This is a genomic window from Macellibacteroides fermentans (genome assembly GCF_013409575.1).
Lineage (GTDB): Bacteria > Bacteroidota > Bacteroidia > Bacteroidales > Tannerellaceae > Macellibacteroides > Macellibacteroides fermentans.
Map to the genome: position 1 here is coordinate 112,405 of NZ_JACCCY010000005.1, position 19,390 is coordinate 131,794.

Here is a 19,390-nt window from a genome sequence, read left to right on the forward strand (position 1 = left end):
TGTGTTAAACGTTTTCTTAGTTTTGTGTCAAAGAGTTAGACAGCAGTCTGATGTTTAGGGCAATACAAGAGAACAAGAGTAGAAACAATTTTAATTAGTAAGTATTATGAGACGTTTAGGTTTAGTCTTTTCCGCTATCGTGTTGGTAGCTACAATGAGTTTTGGACAGAGTAAAAAAGTGAATTTGGTTTCAGATATTAGTTTCGAAAAGCTAAGCAATTATTTGCAGCTGAAACAATCACAGATGAATGAGGTCGCAAGCATTAATGAATTTTTCAGCGAGCAATTGGCCGAAGCTTCACGTGCAAGCGAAAGTCGTTACGACAAGAAAGTTCACCAGGCTGTGTACAGCAACCTGAAGTTGATGAAAGGAACTCTTTCTGAAGACCAGTACCGTAAATATTTAACCTTGATTAATGTTACAAACAACAACAACCGTTTGTTCAGTGCCGGATATGGTGATACTTACCTGGCAGAGGTTAATGAATAATCGAATACATTAAACAATGAATCGGGAGATTACATACGCAGGTATGTAGTCTCTTTTTTTTTGAAAAAAGACTTAATGCTGTAACCATTCTTTTGCGGAACTCGTCTTATATGTAGTTAACAGACTTATTATTAGCTAATAAAGGTTGAAGAATTGAATATGTAACAATTTCAATCAACAAGAATTATGAGACGTTTAGGTATGATTTTGTTCGCAACATTTTGTATTGCGGCATTGGGATTTTCACAAGGCAAAAATGATCATTTGATTTCTGAAATCAATTATGACAGGCTAAGTCAGTATTTGCAGTTAAAACCATCTCAAATGAATGATGTGTATGCTATTAATACTTATTTCAATGATCAGTTAAGGAAAGCATCATTTGCAAGAGAAAGCAGTTTTAATGGTAAATTATATAAAGCAGTTTACGGGAATTTGAAACTTATGAAAAAAGCACTGAATCAAGAGCAATATCGTAAGTATTTAGTTCTGATTAATGTCACCAATAACCATAACCGGTTGTTTGCAAAAGAGGAACAGGTTACCTATTTTGCAGATGCAGAGAAGTAAACTGGTAGATCGTTAAAATTGGACAAAGAGATTATGTATGTAAAGTATATGATCTCTTTTTTTTATCTATCTTTGCGCAATTTTAAGAGCAGATAAATACAACACAAATAACGACACAAATAATAACATGAAATCACAGTTAGCGTTTAAAGCGCCAAACATTAAACCATCCGATTATGTACTTATCATAGTTGGTTCTTTCTTGCAAGCCTTAAGTTACGTATTATTCCTGGCCCCGTATAAGATTGTTCCTGGAGGGGTATATGGAATATCCATTGTTTTGCATTACTCTACAAAGGGACTTATCCCTTTGCTTCCGGAAGGATTACCCATCGGAGCAACCGCTTTATGTTTCAATATTCCGCTGATGTTCCTTGCGATGAAGAAAATTGGTCTGTCATCAGGACCAAAAACTGTGCTTACTTTTGTACTGATCTCTTTGTTTACCGACTCATTGTCGTACATCTTAGGAGAAGGAACGCTTGTAGAAAATGATCCGTTTATCGCCTGTTTTTATGGAGGTATGATCTTAGGTATGGGGGTAACCTGTATTTTCAAGGCCCAGAGTACCAGTGCCGGAACCGACGTGTTGGCAAGAGTGCTTGCTAATAATTCAAACTTAAGGGTAAGCGATATGATTATTGCGATAGATTCAACGGTTGTGCTGATCGGTCTGATTGCATTCCAGGATTGGGCAGTACCCTTGTATTCGTGGTTCACTATATTTGTTTTCGGGAAGATAGTAGAGATGCTTCAGACAGAAAATCCCAGCAGGGCGGTATTTATCGTTTCACGCAAAACAAATGAAATGAAAGATATTTTAGTCAACAAACTGGGAATGAGGGGAACCTTCCTGCATGGTAAAGGAATGTATGCCGGCGAAGAGAAAGAGATCATTTTCACCATTGCCGAACGAAAAGATTTACCAAGACTTAAGAATGAAATCAAAGAAGTCGATCCTGATGCTTTTGTTTCAACAATGCATGCCAGCAAAGATTCACCTCTGCCGGGAAGATAAGGCGGATAGTTTATTTATAATTTGCATAATACTATAAATAGCCCTACTTTTGTGTGATTTTATAATTGGATTTTTATTTTTATTTACTAATTAACATAGGATAGGATGCCTAATATTTCACAACGAGGAGTCGATATGCCGGCTTCTCCAATCAGAAAGCTCGTTCCGCTTGCCAATAAGGCCAAAGCAAAAGGTACTGTGGTGTATCACCTCAACATCGGTCAGCCCGATTTACCTACGCCTGAAGTCGCGATCGAGGCGGCGCGCCATTTGGACCGCACCGTGCTGGAATATTCTCCCAGTGAAGGCATCCGCAGCTTTCGTGAAAAACTGGTAAAATATTATCATAAGTTTAATATCGAGGTTGATGTAGATGACATTATAATTACAACCGGAGGATCGGAGGCTGTATTCTTTTCATTTATGGCATGTCTGGATCCCGGTGATGAGATTATCGTGCCCGAACCTGCTTACGCAAACTATATGGCATTTGCCATATCCTGCGGAGCTGTAATTAAAACAGTTCCATCTACTATCGAAGAGGGATTTGCTCTTCCATCCATGGAAAAGTTTGAAGAGTTGATATCGCCTCGTACAAAAGCAATCCTGATCTGCAACCCAAACAATCCAACTGGCTATTTATATACCCAGAAAGAGATGGATCAGATTCGTGATTTAGTTAAGAAATACGATCTTTTCCTGTTCTCGGACGAAGTGTACCGTGAGTTCTGTTATACAGGAGCTCCTTATATTTCTGCTTTTCATTTAAAAGGGATTGAGAACAATGTGGTATTGGTCGACTCTGTTTCCAAACGTTACAGCGAATGCGGGTTGCGTATCGGAGCTCTTATTACCAAAAATGAACAAGTAAGAACCAATGTGATGAAATGGTGCCAGGCTAGATTAAGTCCTCCATTAATTGGTCAGATTGTTGCCGAAGCTTCCCTGGATACCCCTGATACCTATATGTTGGAGGTATACAATGAATATGTGGAAAGAAGAAAGTTTTTAATAGACGGATTAAACCGTATCCCCGGATGCTATTCTCCCATTCCGATGGGAGCCTTTTATACCGTTGCTAAGTTACCAGTAGACGATGCAGATAAATTCTGTGCCTGGTGTCTGGAAGAGTTCTCATACGAAGGACAAACCATCTTTATGGCTCCTGCATCTGGATTCTACACCACTCCCGGCTTAGGTAAAAACGAGGTGCGTATAGCTTATGTGTTAAAAAAGGAAGATCTTGCAAAGGCATTGGTTGTTTTATCAAAGGCTTTGGAAGCCTATCCGGGAAGGGTCCTGTAGCCTATGAATCTGGAACTGTTCATCGCAAAGAAAATTCATTTCAGCAAGGAGGGAGACAAACAGGTAACCCCTCCTGCTGTCCGTATTGCCATGATAGGCATAGCCCTGGGGCTGGCTGTAATGATTCTTTCGGTTGCCATTGTAATCGGATTTAAAAAGGAGGTGCGAAATAAAGTTATAGGATTTGGAAGCCATATTCAGATAACCAACCTCGACAGTAACGTATCTTACGAAACAAGCCCGATTGCGGTAAATGAAGCAGTTCTTACCGATCTTTCCCACACAGATGGCGTAAGCCATGTAGAACGTTTTGCAACCAAGCCCGGATTACTTAAAACAGACTCTGCATTCCAGGGTATTGTACTTAAAGGAGTGGGAGAGGAGTACGACTGGACCTTTTTCCGTAAAAACCTGAAATCGGGCGATGTATTTACTGTTTCGCCCAAAGAAAGCGGAACATCCGTCATCATTTCTAAATACCTGGCAGACCGCCTCAGCCTGAAGGTAGGGGATGGCTTTCTTACCTATTTTGTACAGGAAAGTGTGCGTGCCCGCAAATTTACTATTACGGGTATCTACGAAACCGGATTTCTGGATTACGACAAGCTTTTTGTAATAGCAGATATTAAACAGGTACAACGGTTAAACGGCTGGGAGGCCGATCAGGTAAGCGGACTCGAATTATATGTGGACGACTATGCCCGGCTTGATTCCATCAGCGAGCAGCTGTACTTCAGCTATTCCGAGAAGAAAGACCGGAACGATAACACCTACTACGTCCGTTCCATCAAAGAATTGAATCCTATGATATTCAACTGGCTGGATGTATTGGATATCAATGTGGTGGTTATATTGGTGCTTATGATGGCTGTTGCCGGATTTACCATGATCTCGGGACTGCTTATTATCATTCTGGAGCGAACCAATATGATTGGTATTCTTAAAGCTCTGGGGCATGATAACCGCGGAATACGTAAAATATTCCTTTATATCTCCTTCTTCCTGATTGGAAAAGGAATGATATGGGGTAATATAATTGGTATAGGTTTATGTCTTATTCAGTCAAAATTTCAGCCTATTTCCCTCGATTCTTCAATCTATTACCTGGATGCGGTGCCGGTTGATATCAATATCCTCACCTGGGTTCTTCTTAACATCGGAACATTGTCGGTTGCCATGCTTATGATGCTTGGACCATCATTCCTTATTACTAAGATCGATCCGGCTAAGAGCATCCGGTTCGAATAACTTATCGTTGCATCCGGAAAGTATAGTCATTTTTCCCTCTGAATATCCGGTAAAAACGAACATACACATTACATAACGGCTGTATGATTTCCAACAACGGAAGCCATGTAGTTACAGGCTTTTGCTGTAAGGCAAGAGATGACTTATGTAGTACCATCAACAAGATTACCAATCGAAGCAATCCGAAGAAACAGGCTATACCGGCCACAAGAGGATTGCCTGTAACGCCAAGAAAAATACCAGCTGCGATGCTTGCGAAAAATAGAAAGCGGCTTACCGATTCAATACGATAGAACGACAGCGAGAACCCTTTGTAAAATTTCTGGGTAGCAGCCCTCGAAACCTTCATCTCTTTCCACACCTTAAAACGATCAATGGCAATCATTTCGGTAATGCTGTCCGGACAGAATACAGCCTTAGTGTTGGTGGGAGTAGCCACCTCGTTTACAAATAAATCGTCGTCGCCAGCGTGCAGATTCAATGATTTATAATAGCCTTTGTGTTCGAAAAACAGGTTCTTTCTATAGGCCAGGTTACGACCGTAACCCATAAACGGGTGACCTATAAGTGCGGAGGCCAGGTATTGAATCCCGATGATTAAATTATCGTACGCCGCCAGCTTGTGGAAAAACCCTTTTTTGCATTCGTATGCGCTGAAACCTAAAACCATGTCGGCTCCATCTGTAAAAGGGCCCACCATACTTGAAATCCACCGATTGCTTTTAGGATAGCAGTTGGCTTCGGTAAAAAGCAGAATGTCATGCTTCGCCGCTTTAATTCCAACTGTAAGCGCCAGCTTCTTACGGCTCAGGTACTTCACATTTTCGGGAATATAGGTGTGGTAGAGGTGTTTGTTATCGTTCTCAAGTCTTTTTAAAACCTCATCACTTTCATCTGTAGAGCCGTCGTTTATAACTATCACTTCGTAATCGGGATAGGTTTGCGACAGGATATGCGGCAGGTTGCTTTTTAAATTTTCAGATTCGTTTTTAGCATAAACAATAACCGAAACCGGTGGCATATCTTTACCGTTAGAAGAATCTGCGGAGGCACTCATTCGTTTCGCCATGCGCAGAGGTTTGGCATAAATTCCGGCGTAGTAAGCCAGCTGAACTAAAAATAAAAAAACGATTGTACCTAAAATCGCAATCTCTATGTTAGTGAAAAATATAAGTTGTTCCATTGTCATATCTTCTGTTCCAATCCACAAACGTACATAAAGTTTTTCATTATTAAAAGGAAGAACTCATCTAATAAAATGAGTACGAAGTACATCTTCGAAAATCTCATAAACAAAAATAAAGTCGTATCCCTGTGTGGCAATACGACTTTATTTTTTTTATGTTTCAGATTATAACGTGTCCGAAAAATAGGCCTTTGGCAATTGCCTGCAATTGTATTGCGATGCCATAATTTCGCCGTAGGCTCCGGCAGAACGTAAGGCGATAAGATCGCCCCTCCGTACCTTGTTGAGGTCGACCGACTTTCCAAAACTGTCGGACGATTCACAAATTGGTCCTACTACGTCGTACACCTCTTCAGCTTCCTCACTGGTCAGATTTTCAATTCTGTGATAAGCCTGGTACAAGGCCGGGCGTATCAGTTCTGTAAAACCTGCATCCACGATGGCAAAGTTTTTGCTGGCACCCTCTTTTACATAAAGAACCTTTGTGATAAGTGTTCCGCATTGTCCTACAACCGAACGGCCCGGCTCGAAATGAACCTGTTGTTCCGGACGTAGCTTCATATGTTTATGGAATATGGCAAAGTATTCTTTAAAGTCGGGTATGGGCAGATGGTTTGGGTGGTGGTAATCAATACCCAGACCACCTCCAAAATTAAGATTCTCAACAAGAATACGGCGGCGTGCCATATTCTCCTGAATTTCGGTTACCCGCGAGCAAAGACTTTGGAAAGAAGAAAGATCCGTAATCTGAGAACCGATATGGAAATGTAAGCCAATCAGTTTTACGTTCTTCAATGTTTCAAACAGATCAAGAACGCTGTCAAGCTGACTCAGATTTATACCAAACTTGTTTTCCTTCAATCCCGTTGTTATGTAGGCATGGGTGTGTGCATCAACCTCAGGGTTTATACGCAGAGCCACAGAAGCCACTTTGTTTTTAGCTCCAGCCAGTTCATTGATAACCTCCAGTTCGGCAGCCGACTCAACATTGAAACAAAATATGTCATTGTCCAGTCCCAGGTTTATCTCCCAGTCGGCTTTACCCACACCGGCAAAAACAATCTTCTTTGCAGGAAATCCTGCAGCAAGACTTGCTTTAATCTCACCACCGCTTACACAATCTGCACCCAGACCGTTTTCGCGGATAATAGACAATATCTTATGATTTGCATTTGCCTTAACAGCGTAATGCACATGAAACCCATATCTGTCTGCTTCAGCCCGGATAAGAGCCAGCGTATCCCTCAATAGGTCGGTATTATAGAAATAAAAGGGAGTTTGTAACTCCCTTAATTTATTGATTGGAAAATTTCCTTTCATAGATGATTTTTACTTGTTGTTAAAAAGATGGTCGCTTAATGCTTGTAGTGACCGTTTTTTGTCTTCTGCCTTTACAAGTAAGGAAACATTGTAGTTGCTGCCTCCATAAGAGATCATTCGTACAGGTATATCCTTCAGTGAACTGATAATGTTTGCTTCAAAACCAACATTATCCCATTGCATATCGCCCACAACACATACAATCACCATGTCGGTATCTACGGTTACGGTACCATATTTCTTTAAGTCGTCTACAATCTCTTCCAGATGCTTTCTGTTGTCTATTGTTACGGACACACCCACTTCCGAGGTTGTAACCATATCGATGGGAGTCTGGTAGCTTTCAAATATTTCGAATACCTTGCGTAAAAATCCGTGAGCCAACAGCATTCTGCCACTTTTAATCTTGATGGCAATGATATTGTCTTTTGCAGCAACTGCCTTGATCTTGCCTTTTTCTGTCTTATTAGAAATCAGCGTGCCCGGAGCTTCAGGTTGCATGGTGTTAAGCAGGCGAACCGGAATGTTGTTCAATTTAGCAGGCAGGATACAGGTAGGATGCAGAATCTTAGCACCGAAGTAAGCCAGTTCGGCAGCCTCTTCAAAATGAAGGTTACGTACCGGAGCTGTTTTGTCAACCACACGAGGGTCGTTGTTGTGCATACCGTCTATATCAGTCCAGATCTGAATTTCTTCCGAGTTAATGGCAGCGCCCACCAGAGATGCACTGTAGTCGCTTCCGCCACGTTGCAAGTTGTCTATCTCGCCGTAAGCATTTCTGCAGATATAACCTTGTGTGATGAAAAGTTGCGCATCGGTATGCTGTTCAAGCATCTTCGAAAGCTTTTCCTTGATGTACAAAGGATCCGGTTCTGCGTTTTTGTCTGTACGCATGTAATCCAGTGCAGGAAGCAGAACAGAATTCACTCCACACTCGTTAAGGAACAGATTCATCATTCCTGTAGAGATAAGTTCTCCCTGAGCCAATACAACCTTCTCTTCAAACAAAGTGAAAAGATCTTTTGTAAAGGAACGTATATAGTCAAAATGAGATTTTACAAGTTCAGTAGCCTTTTGTTTATAGTCATCCGTTGCATATAGCTCGTCAATATGATCATAGTATTTCAGAGCAAGTTTATTGATGATCTCGTTGGCTCCATCCGGATTCTTTTTATAAAGATAATCCGATATTTCAACCAGAGAGTTGGTTGTACCCGACATGGCAGATAATACCACAATCTTACGGTCTCCGTCGCAAATCAGTTTTGCCACTTCTTTCATTCTCTGTGCAGATCCCACAGAAGTACCGCCAAACTTTAAAACTTTCATTTTTTTACTTCAATATTAAATTATTTCTCAATGCCTTAAACCTTGTGCAAAGGTATATATTTTGTGCAATTTTACAAGGTCAGATTTGTTATTTATTCTCCCTCTTTATCACTATTCAGATCACAGAGTAATCCGTTCTCACACTTCACGATACGTGCCGGATAATTATGCACCAGTGTATAGTTGTGTGTAGTCATCACCACCGAAGTTCCTCTCCGGCTGATATCGTGCAGCAACTGTAAAATCTGGCCGCTGGTTTCGGGGTCCAGATTTCCGGTTGGCTCGTCAGCAAGAATAAGTTTCGGATCATTCAGTAAGGCCCTTGCAATCACAATACGCTGCTGTTCGCCTCCCGAAAGCTCGTGAGGCATTTTGTAGCCTTTGTTCTGCATGCCTACCTGAATCAGCACATTGTCGATACGTTCGGCAATCTGTTCCTTGTTTTTCCAGCCGGTAGCCTTCAGTACAAACTCCAGATTTTTTATTACCGAACGATCTGTAAGCAATTGGAAATCCTGAAAGACTATACCCAGCTTCCTGCGCAGATAGGGAATCTCTTTTCGTTTTATTTTACACAAGTTGTATTCCATCAGGAATGCATCGCCATTCATGATGGGTATTTCGCAATACAACGATTTCAGCAAACTACTTTTTCCGGAACCCACTTTGCCAATTACATACACAAACTCTCCATTCTTCAATACAAAGGATGCATTGTGTAATATAACGTTCTCTTCGCGACAAATATCAACGTTCTCCAGTCTCAACAGGGTTGTTTCTTCCATGTTCTTTCCAAATTATCCTTTATGTCTTTTTTTCAACTCCCTAGCCAGATCTTCCAGGCGAAGTCCCTTGCTGGTAAGCAATACGATGAGGTGATAAACCAGGTCGGAAGCCTCGTAGATAAAACCTTCCTCTGTACCGTTGGTTGCTTCAATCACCGTTTCCACAGCCTCTTCGCCCACTTTCTGAGCCATGCGGTTTACACCCTTATTGAAAAGAGACGTAGTATATGAACCCTCCGGCATCTCCTGTCGGCGTTGTTCTATAAAATCCTGTAAAAACTTAAGGAACATCACATCTTCTTGATTCTTCTCGCCAAAGCAGGTGTCTTTACCGGTATGACAAACCGGACCGGCAGGAATTGCCTTAATAAGCAATGTATCGTTGTCGCAATCAACCAGCATCTGAACAACCTTCAGGAAATTACCGCTGGTTTCGCCTTTAGTCCACAGTCTGTTCCTGGTCCGGCTAAAGAATGTAACCATCCCGGTTTCCTTTGTTTTGGCATAAGCCTCCTCGTTCATAAATCCAAGCATAAGCACCTTCGAGGTAGCGCTATCCTGAATAATGGCAGGAATAAGTCCCCCCATCTTTTCGAAATCAATTTTCATTTTATATCGTATTATTATATCCTAACGTTTATGCCTTCGTGATGCAGGTAGTCTTTAAGCTGACCGATACCTATCTCGCCGAAATGAAATACACTGGCAGCCAGTGCGGCATCTGCTTTACCTAAAACAAATGCGTCGCGAAAGTGTTCCATCTTACCGGCTCCTCCGGATGCAATTACGGGTATATGTAACGCATCGGCCAGCGTAGCCAATGCCTCATTGGCATATCCGGTTTTAACACCGTCGTGCGTCATACTGGTAAACAGAATTTCGCCTGCACCACGGTCTTCCGCCTCTTTAGCCCAATCAAACAATTGTTTGTCCGTCGGGATTCGCCCTCCGTTCAGATAACAAAGCCAGCCATTATTCTCCATGTTGGCATCTATGGCCACCACGCAAACCTGACTGCCAAAGTTGGCCGCTATCTCGTTTATCAGCGACGGATTACGTAATGCCGCCGAATTGATCGAAACCTTGTCCGCTCCGGCGCTAAGCAACCGGTCCACATCCTTCAGTTCATTTATACCACCGCCCACGGTAAATGGAATACTGATGCGTGCCGCCACTTTTTTGACAAGCTCCGTAAAAGTCTTCCGCCCTTCGTGCGATGCCGTAATATCCAGGTAAACCAATTCATCGGCACCCTGATCGCTATATTGAGCTCCAAGTTCCACCGGGTCGCCGGCATCCCTGAAGTTTACAAAATTAATCCCTTTAACCGTGGTTCCGTCCTTTATATCCAGACAAGGAACTATCCGTTTTGCTAGCATGCTGGTCTTATCTAAATATTTATACAAACCGAAGAAAATCCTTCAACTGAATCTTTCCTTCGTAAATTGCCTTGCCGAATATGACTGATGGAATTCCCGCCTGTTCCAGCTCTTCAATGTCGCTTACCGAACTAACACCGCCACTGGCAATGATATGTATCCCCGGCAACGCTTCCTTCATCTCCTTATACAAGTCGACTGCAGGTCCTTCCAGCATACCGTCTTTGCTTATATCTGTACATATCACCTTGGTTATACCCTTGCGCCGATACGATTCAATAAAAGGAAATAATTCGTGCTCGGTTGTTTCCTCCCAACCGCTCACAGCAATCTTACGGTCTTTGGCATCTGCGCCGAGAATAATCTTTTCGCATCCAAACTTTTCTATCCACGAGGTAAACACCTCCGGCTGTTTAACCGCAATGCTTCCGCCTGTAACCATAATAGCTCCACTTTCGAAAGCAATTTCTAGATCTTGTTCCTGTTTGAGTCCCCCGCCGAAATCGATCCGTAAAGCCGTACGGGTGGCAATCTTCTCGAGCGTGCGGTAATTAATGATCCTGCCGGCACGGGCACCATCCAGATCCACTACATGCAGACGGGTAATACCATGTGCCTCGAAAGATTTGGCAACCTCTACCGGATCTTCATTGTACACCTTCTTACTGCTGTAATCTCCCTGAGTAAGTCTCACACATTTGCCGTCAATGATATCAATTGCCGGAATAAGCTCAATCATATCTTTTATAAGTTTATAAAATTCTGCAATATCAATTCACCCACCGTTCCGCTCTTCTCGGGATGAAACTGCGTAGCAAAAAAATTATCTTTCTGCATTGCCGCACTGAACGGAAGAATGTAATCGGTGGTTGCCACCGTATGTTCGTTTACCGGAACATAATAGCTGTGTACAAAGTAAACAAATTTATTGGCTAGTTGGTCGGAAAAGAGACCGCTTTTTACATCTGTAAGGGTATTCCAGCCCATGTGTGGAACTTTGTCCTCGTGTCTTTGAGGAATGAACCTTTTCACCGTAGTGTCGAATATACCCAGGCAAGGCGTGTTTCCCTCTTCAGAAGAGGCACACATCAGCTGCATACCCAGGCATATGCCCAGCAACGGTTGCTTCAGATCGCGTATAACCTTGTCGAGGCCAGTCTCCCGTAAATGTTGCATGGTCGTTAAAGCTTCACCCACTCCTGGAAATATGACTTTATCTGCAGCCCTCAGTTCGTCGGGATCGGCTGTGATAATAGGATTGATACCCAGCCTTTTCAAGGCATAGGCTACCGAGTATATATTACCTGCGTTGTATTTGACTATTGCAACTTTCATCCGTTGATTAATTAAAAATAATTGTTTTGTTTTCAAACACAAGGATTTTCCGGTCGATGTGTTTTTCTACAGCACGCGAAAGTACGATTTTTTCCAAATCTTTTCCCTTTCTTATCAAGGTTTCTACCGTATCTTTATGAGAAACCCTTGCAATATCCTGTTCAATAATCGGACCGGCATCCAGTTCGGTTGTTACATAATGGCTTGTAGCCCCAATCAGCTTCACGCCACGCTCGAAGGCAGCATGGTAAGGCTTTGCTCCAACAAAAGCGGGTAAAAACGAATGATGGATATTTATAATCCGGTTGGGGAAATGCTTGATAAAAGATTCGGACACTACCTGCATGTAACGGGCAAGTACAATGAAGTCTATCTTATATTCTTCCAACAACCCAAGCTCCAGCTTTTCCTGCTCTTCCTTGGTCTCTTTTGTGATAGGGAAATACCTGAAGTCTATTCCAAATCTTTTGGCCACCACTTCCATATCCGGATGGTTGCTTACGATTACCGGAATAGCCACTTTCCATTCGCCGGCGGTGTAACGCGCCAGTATGTCGTACATACAATGCGACATCTTGGAAACAAACAGAGCCATGCGGGGAATGTAATCATTAAAATAGATGCGGTATTGTATGTTGTATTTAAAAGCATACAAGGTGCTGAAGTAATCGTCTATTTTCTCTTTTGGGATAACAAAATTCTTCAAATCCCATTCAATACGCATGAAGAACACATTCTTCAAACGATCCACATGTTGGTCCAGATACACAATGTTTCCGCCATTTACATTAATAAATCCGGTAAGCGTAGCCAGAATACCCGGCGAATCCGGGCAGTGCATCAATAATATTGCCGTAGCAGGACGTTGTATTTCTTCCATCATTCAATCATTTTGGATTTAGGCCACAAAAGTAGCAATATATAAACACAAATATGCCTTTGTGTTGAAAAAAGTATCGTATTGGACTTGTTTTGTGATAAATTGCCTTTTTGGCCACTTGCTTTGTTGTATGAATCCATAAAAGCTATAAATACAGTCCATAATTTTTCTTCATTTTTTTTTAACGAATAATTGCTTAATAATCAGATAAGAATAAAAAAATATAAAAAATAATTGAGAGGAGGTGTTGCAGGATTCAAAAACATCGCCTATCTTTGCATCGCAATTCAGAGGAATAGCAGTTACAAACAAAATGGTTCGGTAGTTCAGTTGGTTAGAATACATGCCTGTCACGCATGGGGTCGCGGGTTCGAGTCCCGTCCGGACCGCCAAGAAAAGGAAATTTGAAATACAATGTTGGAAGCGTTGAAAAACAGTCAGTTAGGATTTCCTAACCTAAACTGTACCCCCTAAGAGAAATCGAAAGGATAAAACGCTAAAAGAAAGCAAATTAACCTACAAAGGTGGCTTTCCCGTCCATACCGCAGAGAGCCTACGACAAGAGGCGCCAAAAGAAAGACAAGCCCTTCATATTCAGTGAATATGAGGGGCTTTTTTTGTTTATCATGTCTTGGTCTAAAGCCAAGAAAAAGACGAAAAAAGACAAAGCAGCTAACCTAAACTGTACCCCCTTTCCGAAAAAACGCAAGGGGGTACAGTAATTCGAAGCGAAGGGGGTACAGTTTGGTCAAAATTGGCAGCGTATTGTCCTGATTTGGCATAGTGCATAAAATTCATTTTTAGATAGTTATCGGTAATTTTGTAACATTAAAAAATGAGTTTATGAAAAGTACATTTCGCATTCTTTTCTATGTAAAGAAAGACAAAAAAAGAGCAGACGGCACTTATCCTATCATGTGCCGTATTACCATCGACGGAGAACCAAGCCGTTTTAACACAAAAGTAAATGTCAATCCCAATATCTGGGACGCAAAAGCCGGTATCGCTATCGGCAAATCTAATGAAGCTGTTGAAGTCAATGCCTTATTGAATACTATAAAAACAAGTATTCATAATGTGTATCATGAGTTACAGACAAAGGAAAACAATGTAAATGCCGAAAGAGTTAAGAATCTCTTTCTCGGCATTGAAGTAAAACATCAGACTGTACTCGAACTTTTTCAACGCCATAATGATGATATTGCCAAATTAGTTGGTATAAGCAAATCCAAAGAAACACTCCAAAAATATGTAGTAGCCTATAAACGAATGGCTGACTTTATAAAGGAGTATTATAATGTATCAGACATTTCTTTAAAAGAGGTGAATCATATGTTCCTGCACAACTTTGAAATTTACCTGATGACTTCCTGTAACTGTAAAGAGAATACTACCGCAAAATTTCTGCAACGTTTCCGTACAATTATCATCATGGCAAAAAATAATGGTTGGATACACATTGATCCGTTTGCCAATTTTAAGATACGCTTCAAGAAGACAGATCGTGGCTACTTGACACAGCAAGAAATTGATATAATTATGCGAAAGAAATTTGCTTCCGAACGCCTTGAACGAGTACGGGATATATTTATTTTCAGTTGCTTCACGGGGCTTGCCTACATAGATGTAAAGAACTTACGCAACTCTAACATCCGAACTTCTTTTGATGATGGATTATGGATTATGGGTAAACGGGAGAAAACTGGTGTTAATTACAACGTCCCTTTGCTTGATGTTCCAAAGCAAATTATAGATAAGTATTCTGGAAAATTACCGGATGATAAAGTTCTTCCGGTTATGAGCAATCAAAAGATGAATGAATACTTGAAGGAAATCGGAACAGTGTGCGGTATTGATAAAAATTTGAGCTATCACCTTGCAAGACATACATTTGCAACCCTTACCTTGACCAAAGGGGTATCTATCGAAAGCGTATCAAAGATGTTAGGGCATACCAATATCAAAACTACCCAAATTTACGCAAGAATCACAGATGTCAAGGTCAGCAATGACATGGCTTCATTTGCTGAAAAACTGGAAGAGAAAAAGATTAAATCTAAATCTAACTTGGATAAACATTTTGAGTGTCTTTCTTTGGGTGAGAAAATGGCATTATTCAATCTTCCAATTACTCTATCAAATGATCCTGAAAGAGTGAAACGCATATCTATGATGTGGCACAGTCTTTCAGAGGAAGAAAAATTTTCTCTTTGGGCGAATACATTTGAGAAAGAAGAAGCATTTTCATTCAAACCGATGATGAAAGTACAAAAAATAGCTGTAAATCAATAAATCACAATATCATGGAACTACAAATCATACAAAGTAAGATTTATGAAATCAGAGGGATGCGTGTCCTTTTGGATTTTGATTTAGCAGAAATGTATCAAGTAGAAACAAAAAATCTGAAACGTGCTGTAAGGCGTAATATAGAACGCTTCCCGGAGGATTTTATGTTTGAACTAACTGATAGTGAGAACGAAGACTTGAGGTGCAATTTTGGCACCTCAAGTTGGGGCGGTAGCCGTTATCCCCCATTCGCATTTTCTGAACAAGGGGTCGCCCAACTCTCGAGCGTACTCAACAGTTCTTTGGCAATTCAAGTCAATATCTCTATTATCAGAGCTTTCGTAACTTTGCGCCAATACGCACTCGGTTATGCAGAACTAAACCGTAAATTAGAGGATTTTATGATAGAAACCAATATGCAGTTCAGCGATATTTATCAGGTTCTCACCGAACTGGCTTCACAAAAGGAGCAGGAAAATAAGCCTCGCAGGCGAATAGGCTTTAATATTCAACACGATAAAGAATAGCAAAATTATGGAACGAGGATATATCAGAATCAAAGAAAACAACGAAAATCAGCTAATTATCGAAGCAAAACTCGTAAATTGCACCCTGTGGATGACTAAGCACGAGATAGCTGATTTGTTCAACGTATTTGTAAATACAGTCGGTAATAATCTGCGGTCTATATTCAAATCGGGTTTATTGCGAGAAGAAGACGTAACCCGAATACACAAATACGGGCATAACGGTCGCCAAAGCGAGACGACATTATATAATATGGAAGTACTGATTTTTGTCAGTTATCGCATCGCGTCTTATGAAGCGAAAGCGTTCAGGGAATGGGTTATGAAAGCACTAACCGAATATACCCGGACGAAACCCAGAAAAGAAACAGAGGTTTTGATTGTATATAACCTATCATCAAAACTATTTGATATTTCATTGAATTAAGTCAAACTATTAATACATAGGCATTATGAAAAATGTATTTTATTTATTAATCGCGGTTTTGTTGGTCGCCTGCGGTGGCTCAAATAGCAATAGCATCTACGAAAAAACGATTAGCGAATCATTGCTAAAAGGAAGCTCTGCTTCCGACCTAAACTTCAAGATTATTGAGTTAAACGAACAAGGCAAAATAACAGTTGCCGACAGTATCGCTTTCCTTACTGACGAATTTCGGAAGGATAAAGAACTTATTGTTAAACGTATCGAACTGGCTAAGGAAATGACCTCTGATTTGCGGGCGAATACTAAGCTCAAAAGTGAAGTTGATAAATACGACGATGACATTGTAGTAATGAACAACCGTATCGACTCGCTTAAAAATCTTACTCCTGATAACCTGCAAGGGTATGAAAGCAGAAGTGCGGATGATGCCCTCGCCGTAATTGTTCGATGTAAATATTCGCTTACTATCGGCGGAAAGGCTGTTGAAGAAACATTCGATTTTTATCTATCTCCCGATGGCAAAAAACTTTATGGTAAAAAGAGAATTTAAACGATACTTGTAAACAGACCAAAAGCCTATTTCTTCATTGAGATAGGCTTTTTCTTTATCGCACCTGCAACACTCTTTGTGTTTCCGTTTCGTTTGCGTAATCTTCTTGTCTGCCACGCTTCGCCGGGCAGGAAGTTACGAGAACTGCACTCACACATCAAAGAAAGTTTCGGTAGGAAAACACAAGCATACTCTTTTGAAGCGTATCGTACCCTTGTAAAGATTGTTTTGTCGGAACAATGTATTTAGACGGTTTTTATTTTCACGCAATTATGCTTGAAGCACATAATCTTCCCCGTTCTAATTAATCCGTATTGCGTCTTTCAGGCGGGTGGAATAACAAGGAGAAAGATTGTTCTGCCTCATTTTCCATTCGTGGTCTATGCCCTGAGCACCGAAAATAACCGATTTTGGATACTTGGAATTGATCAGGTCAAGCGTTTTTGTCAATCTCCTCTGTTTTTCTCTGTTCAAGCCATCAAAAAGATTGGTCTGGATACAACTGTCGGGAACGATATTGGTAATCATCACGCCCGCTTTCTTGTACTGATATCCTTCCTTGAAAATCTTTTTCAACGCTTCAAGCGCATAATGAATTATTTCAGCTGGGAAATTTGTCGGCACGGGCAGTTCGATAATGCTACTCTGATAATATTGCGGCAAATCTTCCTTGAATTTATTGGTATGGATAAACACCATCAGTGAAGTGGCACAGGACTTTTGCCTTCTTAGCTTTCCGGCACAAAGCGAGGCAAAAGTAGCTACCGACTCGGACAATGGGATATATTCCGAAACCATATTACCAAAACTTCGGGATGTGAGGATCTGCTTTTTGTTGGGAAGTACCTGCTCCAAGCCTATGCAGGCTTCGCCGTTGAGCTCACGCCAGGTGCGTTCGCCAACAATGGTCATATATTTGCGTACCCACGAACTGCTTTTCTGCGTAAAGTCAAATGCTGTTTTTATGCCTTGGGATTCTAAAAACTTCCGGTGCTGTCTTCCGATACCCCACACATCACCTATTTCTGTTTTCTGTAATGCTTTGATACGTTTTTCGTCCGAATCGATAATGCAGACATTTTTATAAGCGGGATATTTTTTAGCAAAACGGTTACCCAATTTTGCCAATGTTTTGGTAGGCGCGATGCCCAAAGAAACAGGAATGCCGGTCCATTTTGTGATAGTTCCAACTATTTTTTTGCCGTAATTAGCTAAATCACTAAATCCGTCCAATGCTAAAAATGCTTCGTCAATCGAGTAAATCTCCACATCGGGCGTAAATTGGCGGATGATATTCATCACTCGGTTCGACATATCACCGTAAAGTGTAAAATTGGTCGAGAAAACGGCAACCTTTTTCGTCCTTACCAAATCGTCTATCTGGTAAAAAGGGGTTCCCATTTTAATGCCAAGTCCTTTGGCTTCGTTACTTCTGGCAATAACACAGCCGTCGTTGTTGCTTAGCACAACCACAGCTTGTCCGTTGAGAGCGGGATTGAATACGCGCTCGCAAGAAGCATAGAAATTATTGCAGTCGAGAAGTCCTATCATCGTTTAATATGCAGACAATTTTTGATACTGTATGTTACCACACCCCACACCATAAACTGGTTTTCTTCTGTCACTTTTATTGGTTGGTAATCGTCATTTTCGGGCATCAGCCATATAATATCATTGTCTCTTTTGATAAATTTGGTCGTAAATTCGCCGTCAATAAAGCACACAGCCAAATAATTATCACAAAACTCCATCGAGCGGTCGATAACGAGAATATCACCGTGCATAAGGCCTATCTTTTTCAGGCTGTCGCCATTCACTACACCGTAAAATGTCGCCTCTTTATTTTTAATCAATTCCTTATTCAAATCAATCGATTGGTCTAAAAAATCTTGGGCAGGAGAAGGAAATCCAGCCTTTATACCTTCATTGGCAAAAGGCAGAGCGAGTTCCGTTTGTGTGTCGGAACGGTAAATGCGAATTTTGTGTTTTGACTTGTTAATCATAGCTACAAAAATAGAATTTATTGAGCTATCTCCTTCTTTTTTAATCTTAAAATATTTGTGTCGTATAACCGGATTTCAAGCATCTTTCTCATTATAAAAGAAATCTGTTCAAAAAACTTTTCAACGGTATATTTCTCTCTTTTCCTTGCCTTCCTAATTCTTCCACATTCCGGTTAAAGTCATCCTTTTGAGCGGTCGCTTTTGTTCTGCGGGCAAAGGTATGAACGTGCAGATTACGGACTGTAAAGTTCGAGCCACAAGTGGTTTTGCCACAAATCTTCCTCTTTCCCTCCCTGAAAAATTGGGGTCGGGCGAGCGTATTTATTGCAAAAAACTTGACAGTCCTATGCACTATCCCTTTTTATGCCCTCGAAACAAAAAACGACCGACGTGATGGATGACGCAAAAAAAATGTCAGAATTATGAGAAAAGAGAAAAACATACTGAAACAAAACTCCCTCGGCTCCGGAATCATCATAAAATTGGTGGCGGTAGTGGTTTGGATAGCGTTTTTAGGGTTGTTATCTCGTTCGGGTGGAACTATTTCCCTTGTGGTGGCAGGTTGGCTTATCTGGAAGTTATTAAGACTCTTTTTCAAGTTTGTAGGCTTGCTTTTCTCTCTCTTTCTGACAGTTGTTTCTATCGGGATTATTCTCGTAATCATCACATTATTAATTTTTTAAAATCAGAAATATGAGCAAAGTATTTTTATTAGGTGCAAACAAGGAAATTGACAGAGCCAAACAAGA

Annotated in this window: 20 protein-coding genes, 1 tRNA gene and 1 pseudogene; 11 read left to right on the forward strand and 11 right to left on the reverse strand. The window is 40.9% G+C overall.

Annotated features, from left to right (window positions below; all coding sequences use genetic code 11):
- Window positions 1-106: 106 nt before the first annotated feature.
- From F5613_RS14820 to F5613_RS14840, 5 genes are all read left to right on the forward strand, one after another.
- Complete coding sequence (locus F5613_RS14820) at window positions 107-490, forward strand: hypothetical protein (RefSeq protein WP_179400341.1); 384 nt, start codon at window positions 107-109, stop codon at window positions 488-490.
- 186 nt (window positions 491-676) lie between these two features.
- Window positions 677-1,060 (forward strand): hypothetical protein, encoded by a 384-nt coding sequence (locus tag F5613_RS14825; RefSeq protein WP_179400342.1) that lies wholly within the window; start codon window positions 677-679, stop codon window positions 1,058-1,060.
- Window positions 1,061-1,187: 127 nt separating this feature from the next.
- On the forward strand, window positions 1,188-2,078 hold the full coding sequence (locus F5613_RS14830; RefSeq protein WP_079684503.1) for a YitT family protein: 891 nt from the start codon (window positions 1,188-1,190) through the stop codon (window positions 2,076-2,078).
- 105 nt (window positions 2,079-2,183) lie between these two features.
- Window positions 2,184-3,383: a pyridoxal phosphate-dependent aminotransferase gene (locus tag F5613_RS14835; protein ID WP_079684504.1), complete on the forward strand. Its 1,200-nt coding sequence runs from the start codon at window positions 2,184-2,186 to the stop codon at window positions 3,381-3,383.
- A gap of 3 nt (window positions 3,384-3,386) precedes the next feature.
- A complete protein-coding gene (locus F5613_RS14840; RefSeq protein WP_179400343.1) occupies window positions 3,387-4,631 on the forward strand; it encodes an ABC transporter permease in 1,245 nt (414 codons plus the stop codon).
- 1 nt (window position 4,632) lies between these two features.
- Here F5613_RS14840 and F5613_RS14845 read toward each other — a convergent pair whose 3' ends face one another.
- The 9 genes from F5613_RS14845 to purU form a co-directional block, all read right to left on the reverse strand.
- Window positions 4,633-5,814, reverse strand: a complete 1,182-nt coding sequence (locus F5613_RS14845; RefSeq protein ID WP_179400344.1) for a glycosyltransferase — start codon at window positions 5,812-5,814, stop codon at window positions 4,633-4,635.
- A gap of 168 nt (window positions 5,815-5,982) precedes the next feature.
- Window positions 5,983-7,137, reverse strand: a complete 1,155-nt coding sequence (gene lysA, locus F5613_RS14850) for a diaminopimelate decarboxylase (protein WP_079684506.1) — start codon at window positions 7,135-7,137, stop codon at window positions 5,983-5,985.
- Between the two features lie 9 nt (window positions 7,138-7,146).
- Entirely contained in the window at window positions 7,147-8,466 is a 1,320-nt protein-coding gene (locus tag F5613_RS14855; RefSeq protein WP_068179610.1) for an aspartate kinase, read from the reverse strand.
- A gap of 92 nt (window positions 8,467-8,558) precedes the next feature.
- Window positions 8,559-9,251 carry a cell division ATP-binding protein FtsE gene (locus F5613_RS14860; RefSeq protein ID WP_179400345.1) on the reverse strand — a complete coding sequence of 231 codons (693 nt, stop codon included), beginning with the start codon at window positions 9,249-9,251 and terminating at the stop codon, window positions 8,559-8,561.
- 12 nt (window positions 9,252-9,263) lie between these two features.
- On the reverse strand, window positions 9,264-9,860 hold the full coding sequence (gene hisIE / locus F5613_RS14865; protein ID WP_068179615.1) for a bifunctional phosphoribosyl-AMP cyclohydrolase/phosphoribosyl-ATP diphosphatase HisIE: 597 nt from the start codon (window positions 9,858-9,860) through the stop codon (window positions 9,264-9,266).
- A gap of 14 nt (window positions 9,861-9,874) precedes the next feature.
- Window positions 9,875-10,630 (reverse strand): imidazole glycerol phosphate synthase subunit HisF, encoded by a 756-nt coding sequence (gene hisF, locus F5613_RS14870; RefSeq protein WP_179400346.1) that lies wholly within the window; start codon window positions 10,628-10,630, stop codon window positions 9,875-9,877.
- Between the two features lie 19 nt (window positions 10,631-10,649).
- On the reverse strand, window positions 10,650-11,369 hold the full coding sequence (gene hisA / locus F5613_RS14875; RefSeq protein WP_079684509.1) for a 1-(5-phosphoribosyl)-5-[(5-phosphoribosylamino)methylideneamino]imidazole-4-carboxamide isomerase: 720 nt from the start codon (window positions 11,367-11,369) through the stop codon (window positions 10,650-10,652).
- Between the two features lie 5 nt (window positions 11,370-11,374).
- The gene (hisH, locus tag F5613_RS14880) at window positions 11,375-11,965 is read right to left on the reverse strand and encodes an imidazole glycerol phosphate synthase subunit HisH (protein ID WP_179400347.1); all 591 of its coding nucleotides are present in this window, start codon (window positions 11,963-11,965) and stop codon (window positions 11,375-11,377) included.
- 7 nt (window positions 11,966-11,972) lie between these two features.
- A complete protein-coding gene (gene purU, locus F5613_RS14885; RefSeq protein ID WP_139376674.1) occupies window positions 11,973-12,845 on the reverse strand; it encodes a formyltetrahydrofolate deformylase in 873 nt (290 codons plus the stop codon).
- Window positions 12,846-13,160: 315 nt separating this feature from the next.
- Between purU and F5613_RS14890 the strand changes: the two genes are divergently transcribed.
- The 5 genes and pseudogenes from F5613_RS14890 (at window position 13,161) to F5613_RS14910 (ending at window position 16,638) form a co-directional block, all read left to right on the forward strand.
- A tRNA-Asp gene (locus F5613_RS14890) sits at window positions 13,161-13,237 on the forward strand.
- A gap of 451 nt (window positions 13,238-13,688) precedes the next feature.
- Window positions 13,689-14,879, forward strand: a pseudogene (locus F5613_RS14895) (site-specific integrase); the annotation flags it as partial.
- A 269-nt stretch (window positions 14,880-15,148) separates the two neighbouring features.
- The gene (locus F5613_RS14900) at window positions 15,149-15,661 is read left to right on the forward strand and encodes an ORF6N domain-containing protein (protein ID WP_179400349.1); all 513 of its coding nucleotides are present in this window, start codon (window positions 15,149-15,151) and stop codon (window positions 15,659-15,661) included.
- Between the two features lie 7 nt (window positions 15,662-15,668).
- Window positions 15,669-16,088 (forward strand): virulence RhuM family protein, encoded by a 420-nt coding sequence (locus tag F5613_RS14905; RefSeq protein WP_179400350.1) that lies wholly within the window; start codon window positions 15,669-15,671, stop codon window positions 16,086-16,088.
- Between the two features lie 25 nt (window positions 16,089-16,113).
- Window positions 16,114-16,638, forward strand: coding sequence for a hypothetical protein (locus F5613_RS14910; protein WP_179400351.1), 525 nt, complete (start codon window positions 16,114-16,116; stop codon window positions 16,636-16,638).
- Window positions 16,639-16,938: 300 nt separating this feature from the next.
- Here F5613_RS14910 and F5613_RS14915 read toward each other — a convergent pair whose 3' ends face one another.
- Complete coding sequence (locus F5613_RS14915; RefSeq protein WP_179400352.1) at window positions 16,939-18,189, reverse strand: Y-family DNA polymerase; 1,251 nt, start codon at window positions 18,187-18,189, stop codon at window positions 16,939-16,941.
- Window positions 18,186-18,641, reverse strand: coding sequence for a LexA family protein (locus F5613_RS14920; protein WP_179400353.1), 456 nt, complete (start codon window positions 18,639-18,641; stop codon window positions 18,186-18,188). Before F5613_RS14920 ends, F5613_RS14915 begins: the two co-directional genes overlap by 4 nt.
- Window positions 18,642-19,063: 422 nt before the next feature.
- Here F5613_RS14920 and F5613_RS14925 point away from each other — a divergent pair, with 422 nt between their 5' ends.
- Window positions 19,064-19,324, forward strand: coding sequence for a hypothetical protein (locus tag F5613_RS14925; RefSeq protein WP_179400354.1), 261 nt, complete (start codon window positions 19,064-19,066; stop codon window positions 19,322-19,324).
- Window positions 19,325-19,390: the final 66 nt, after the last annotated feature.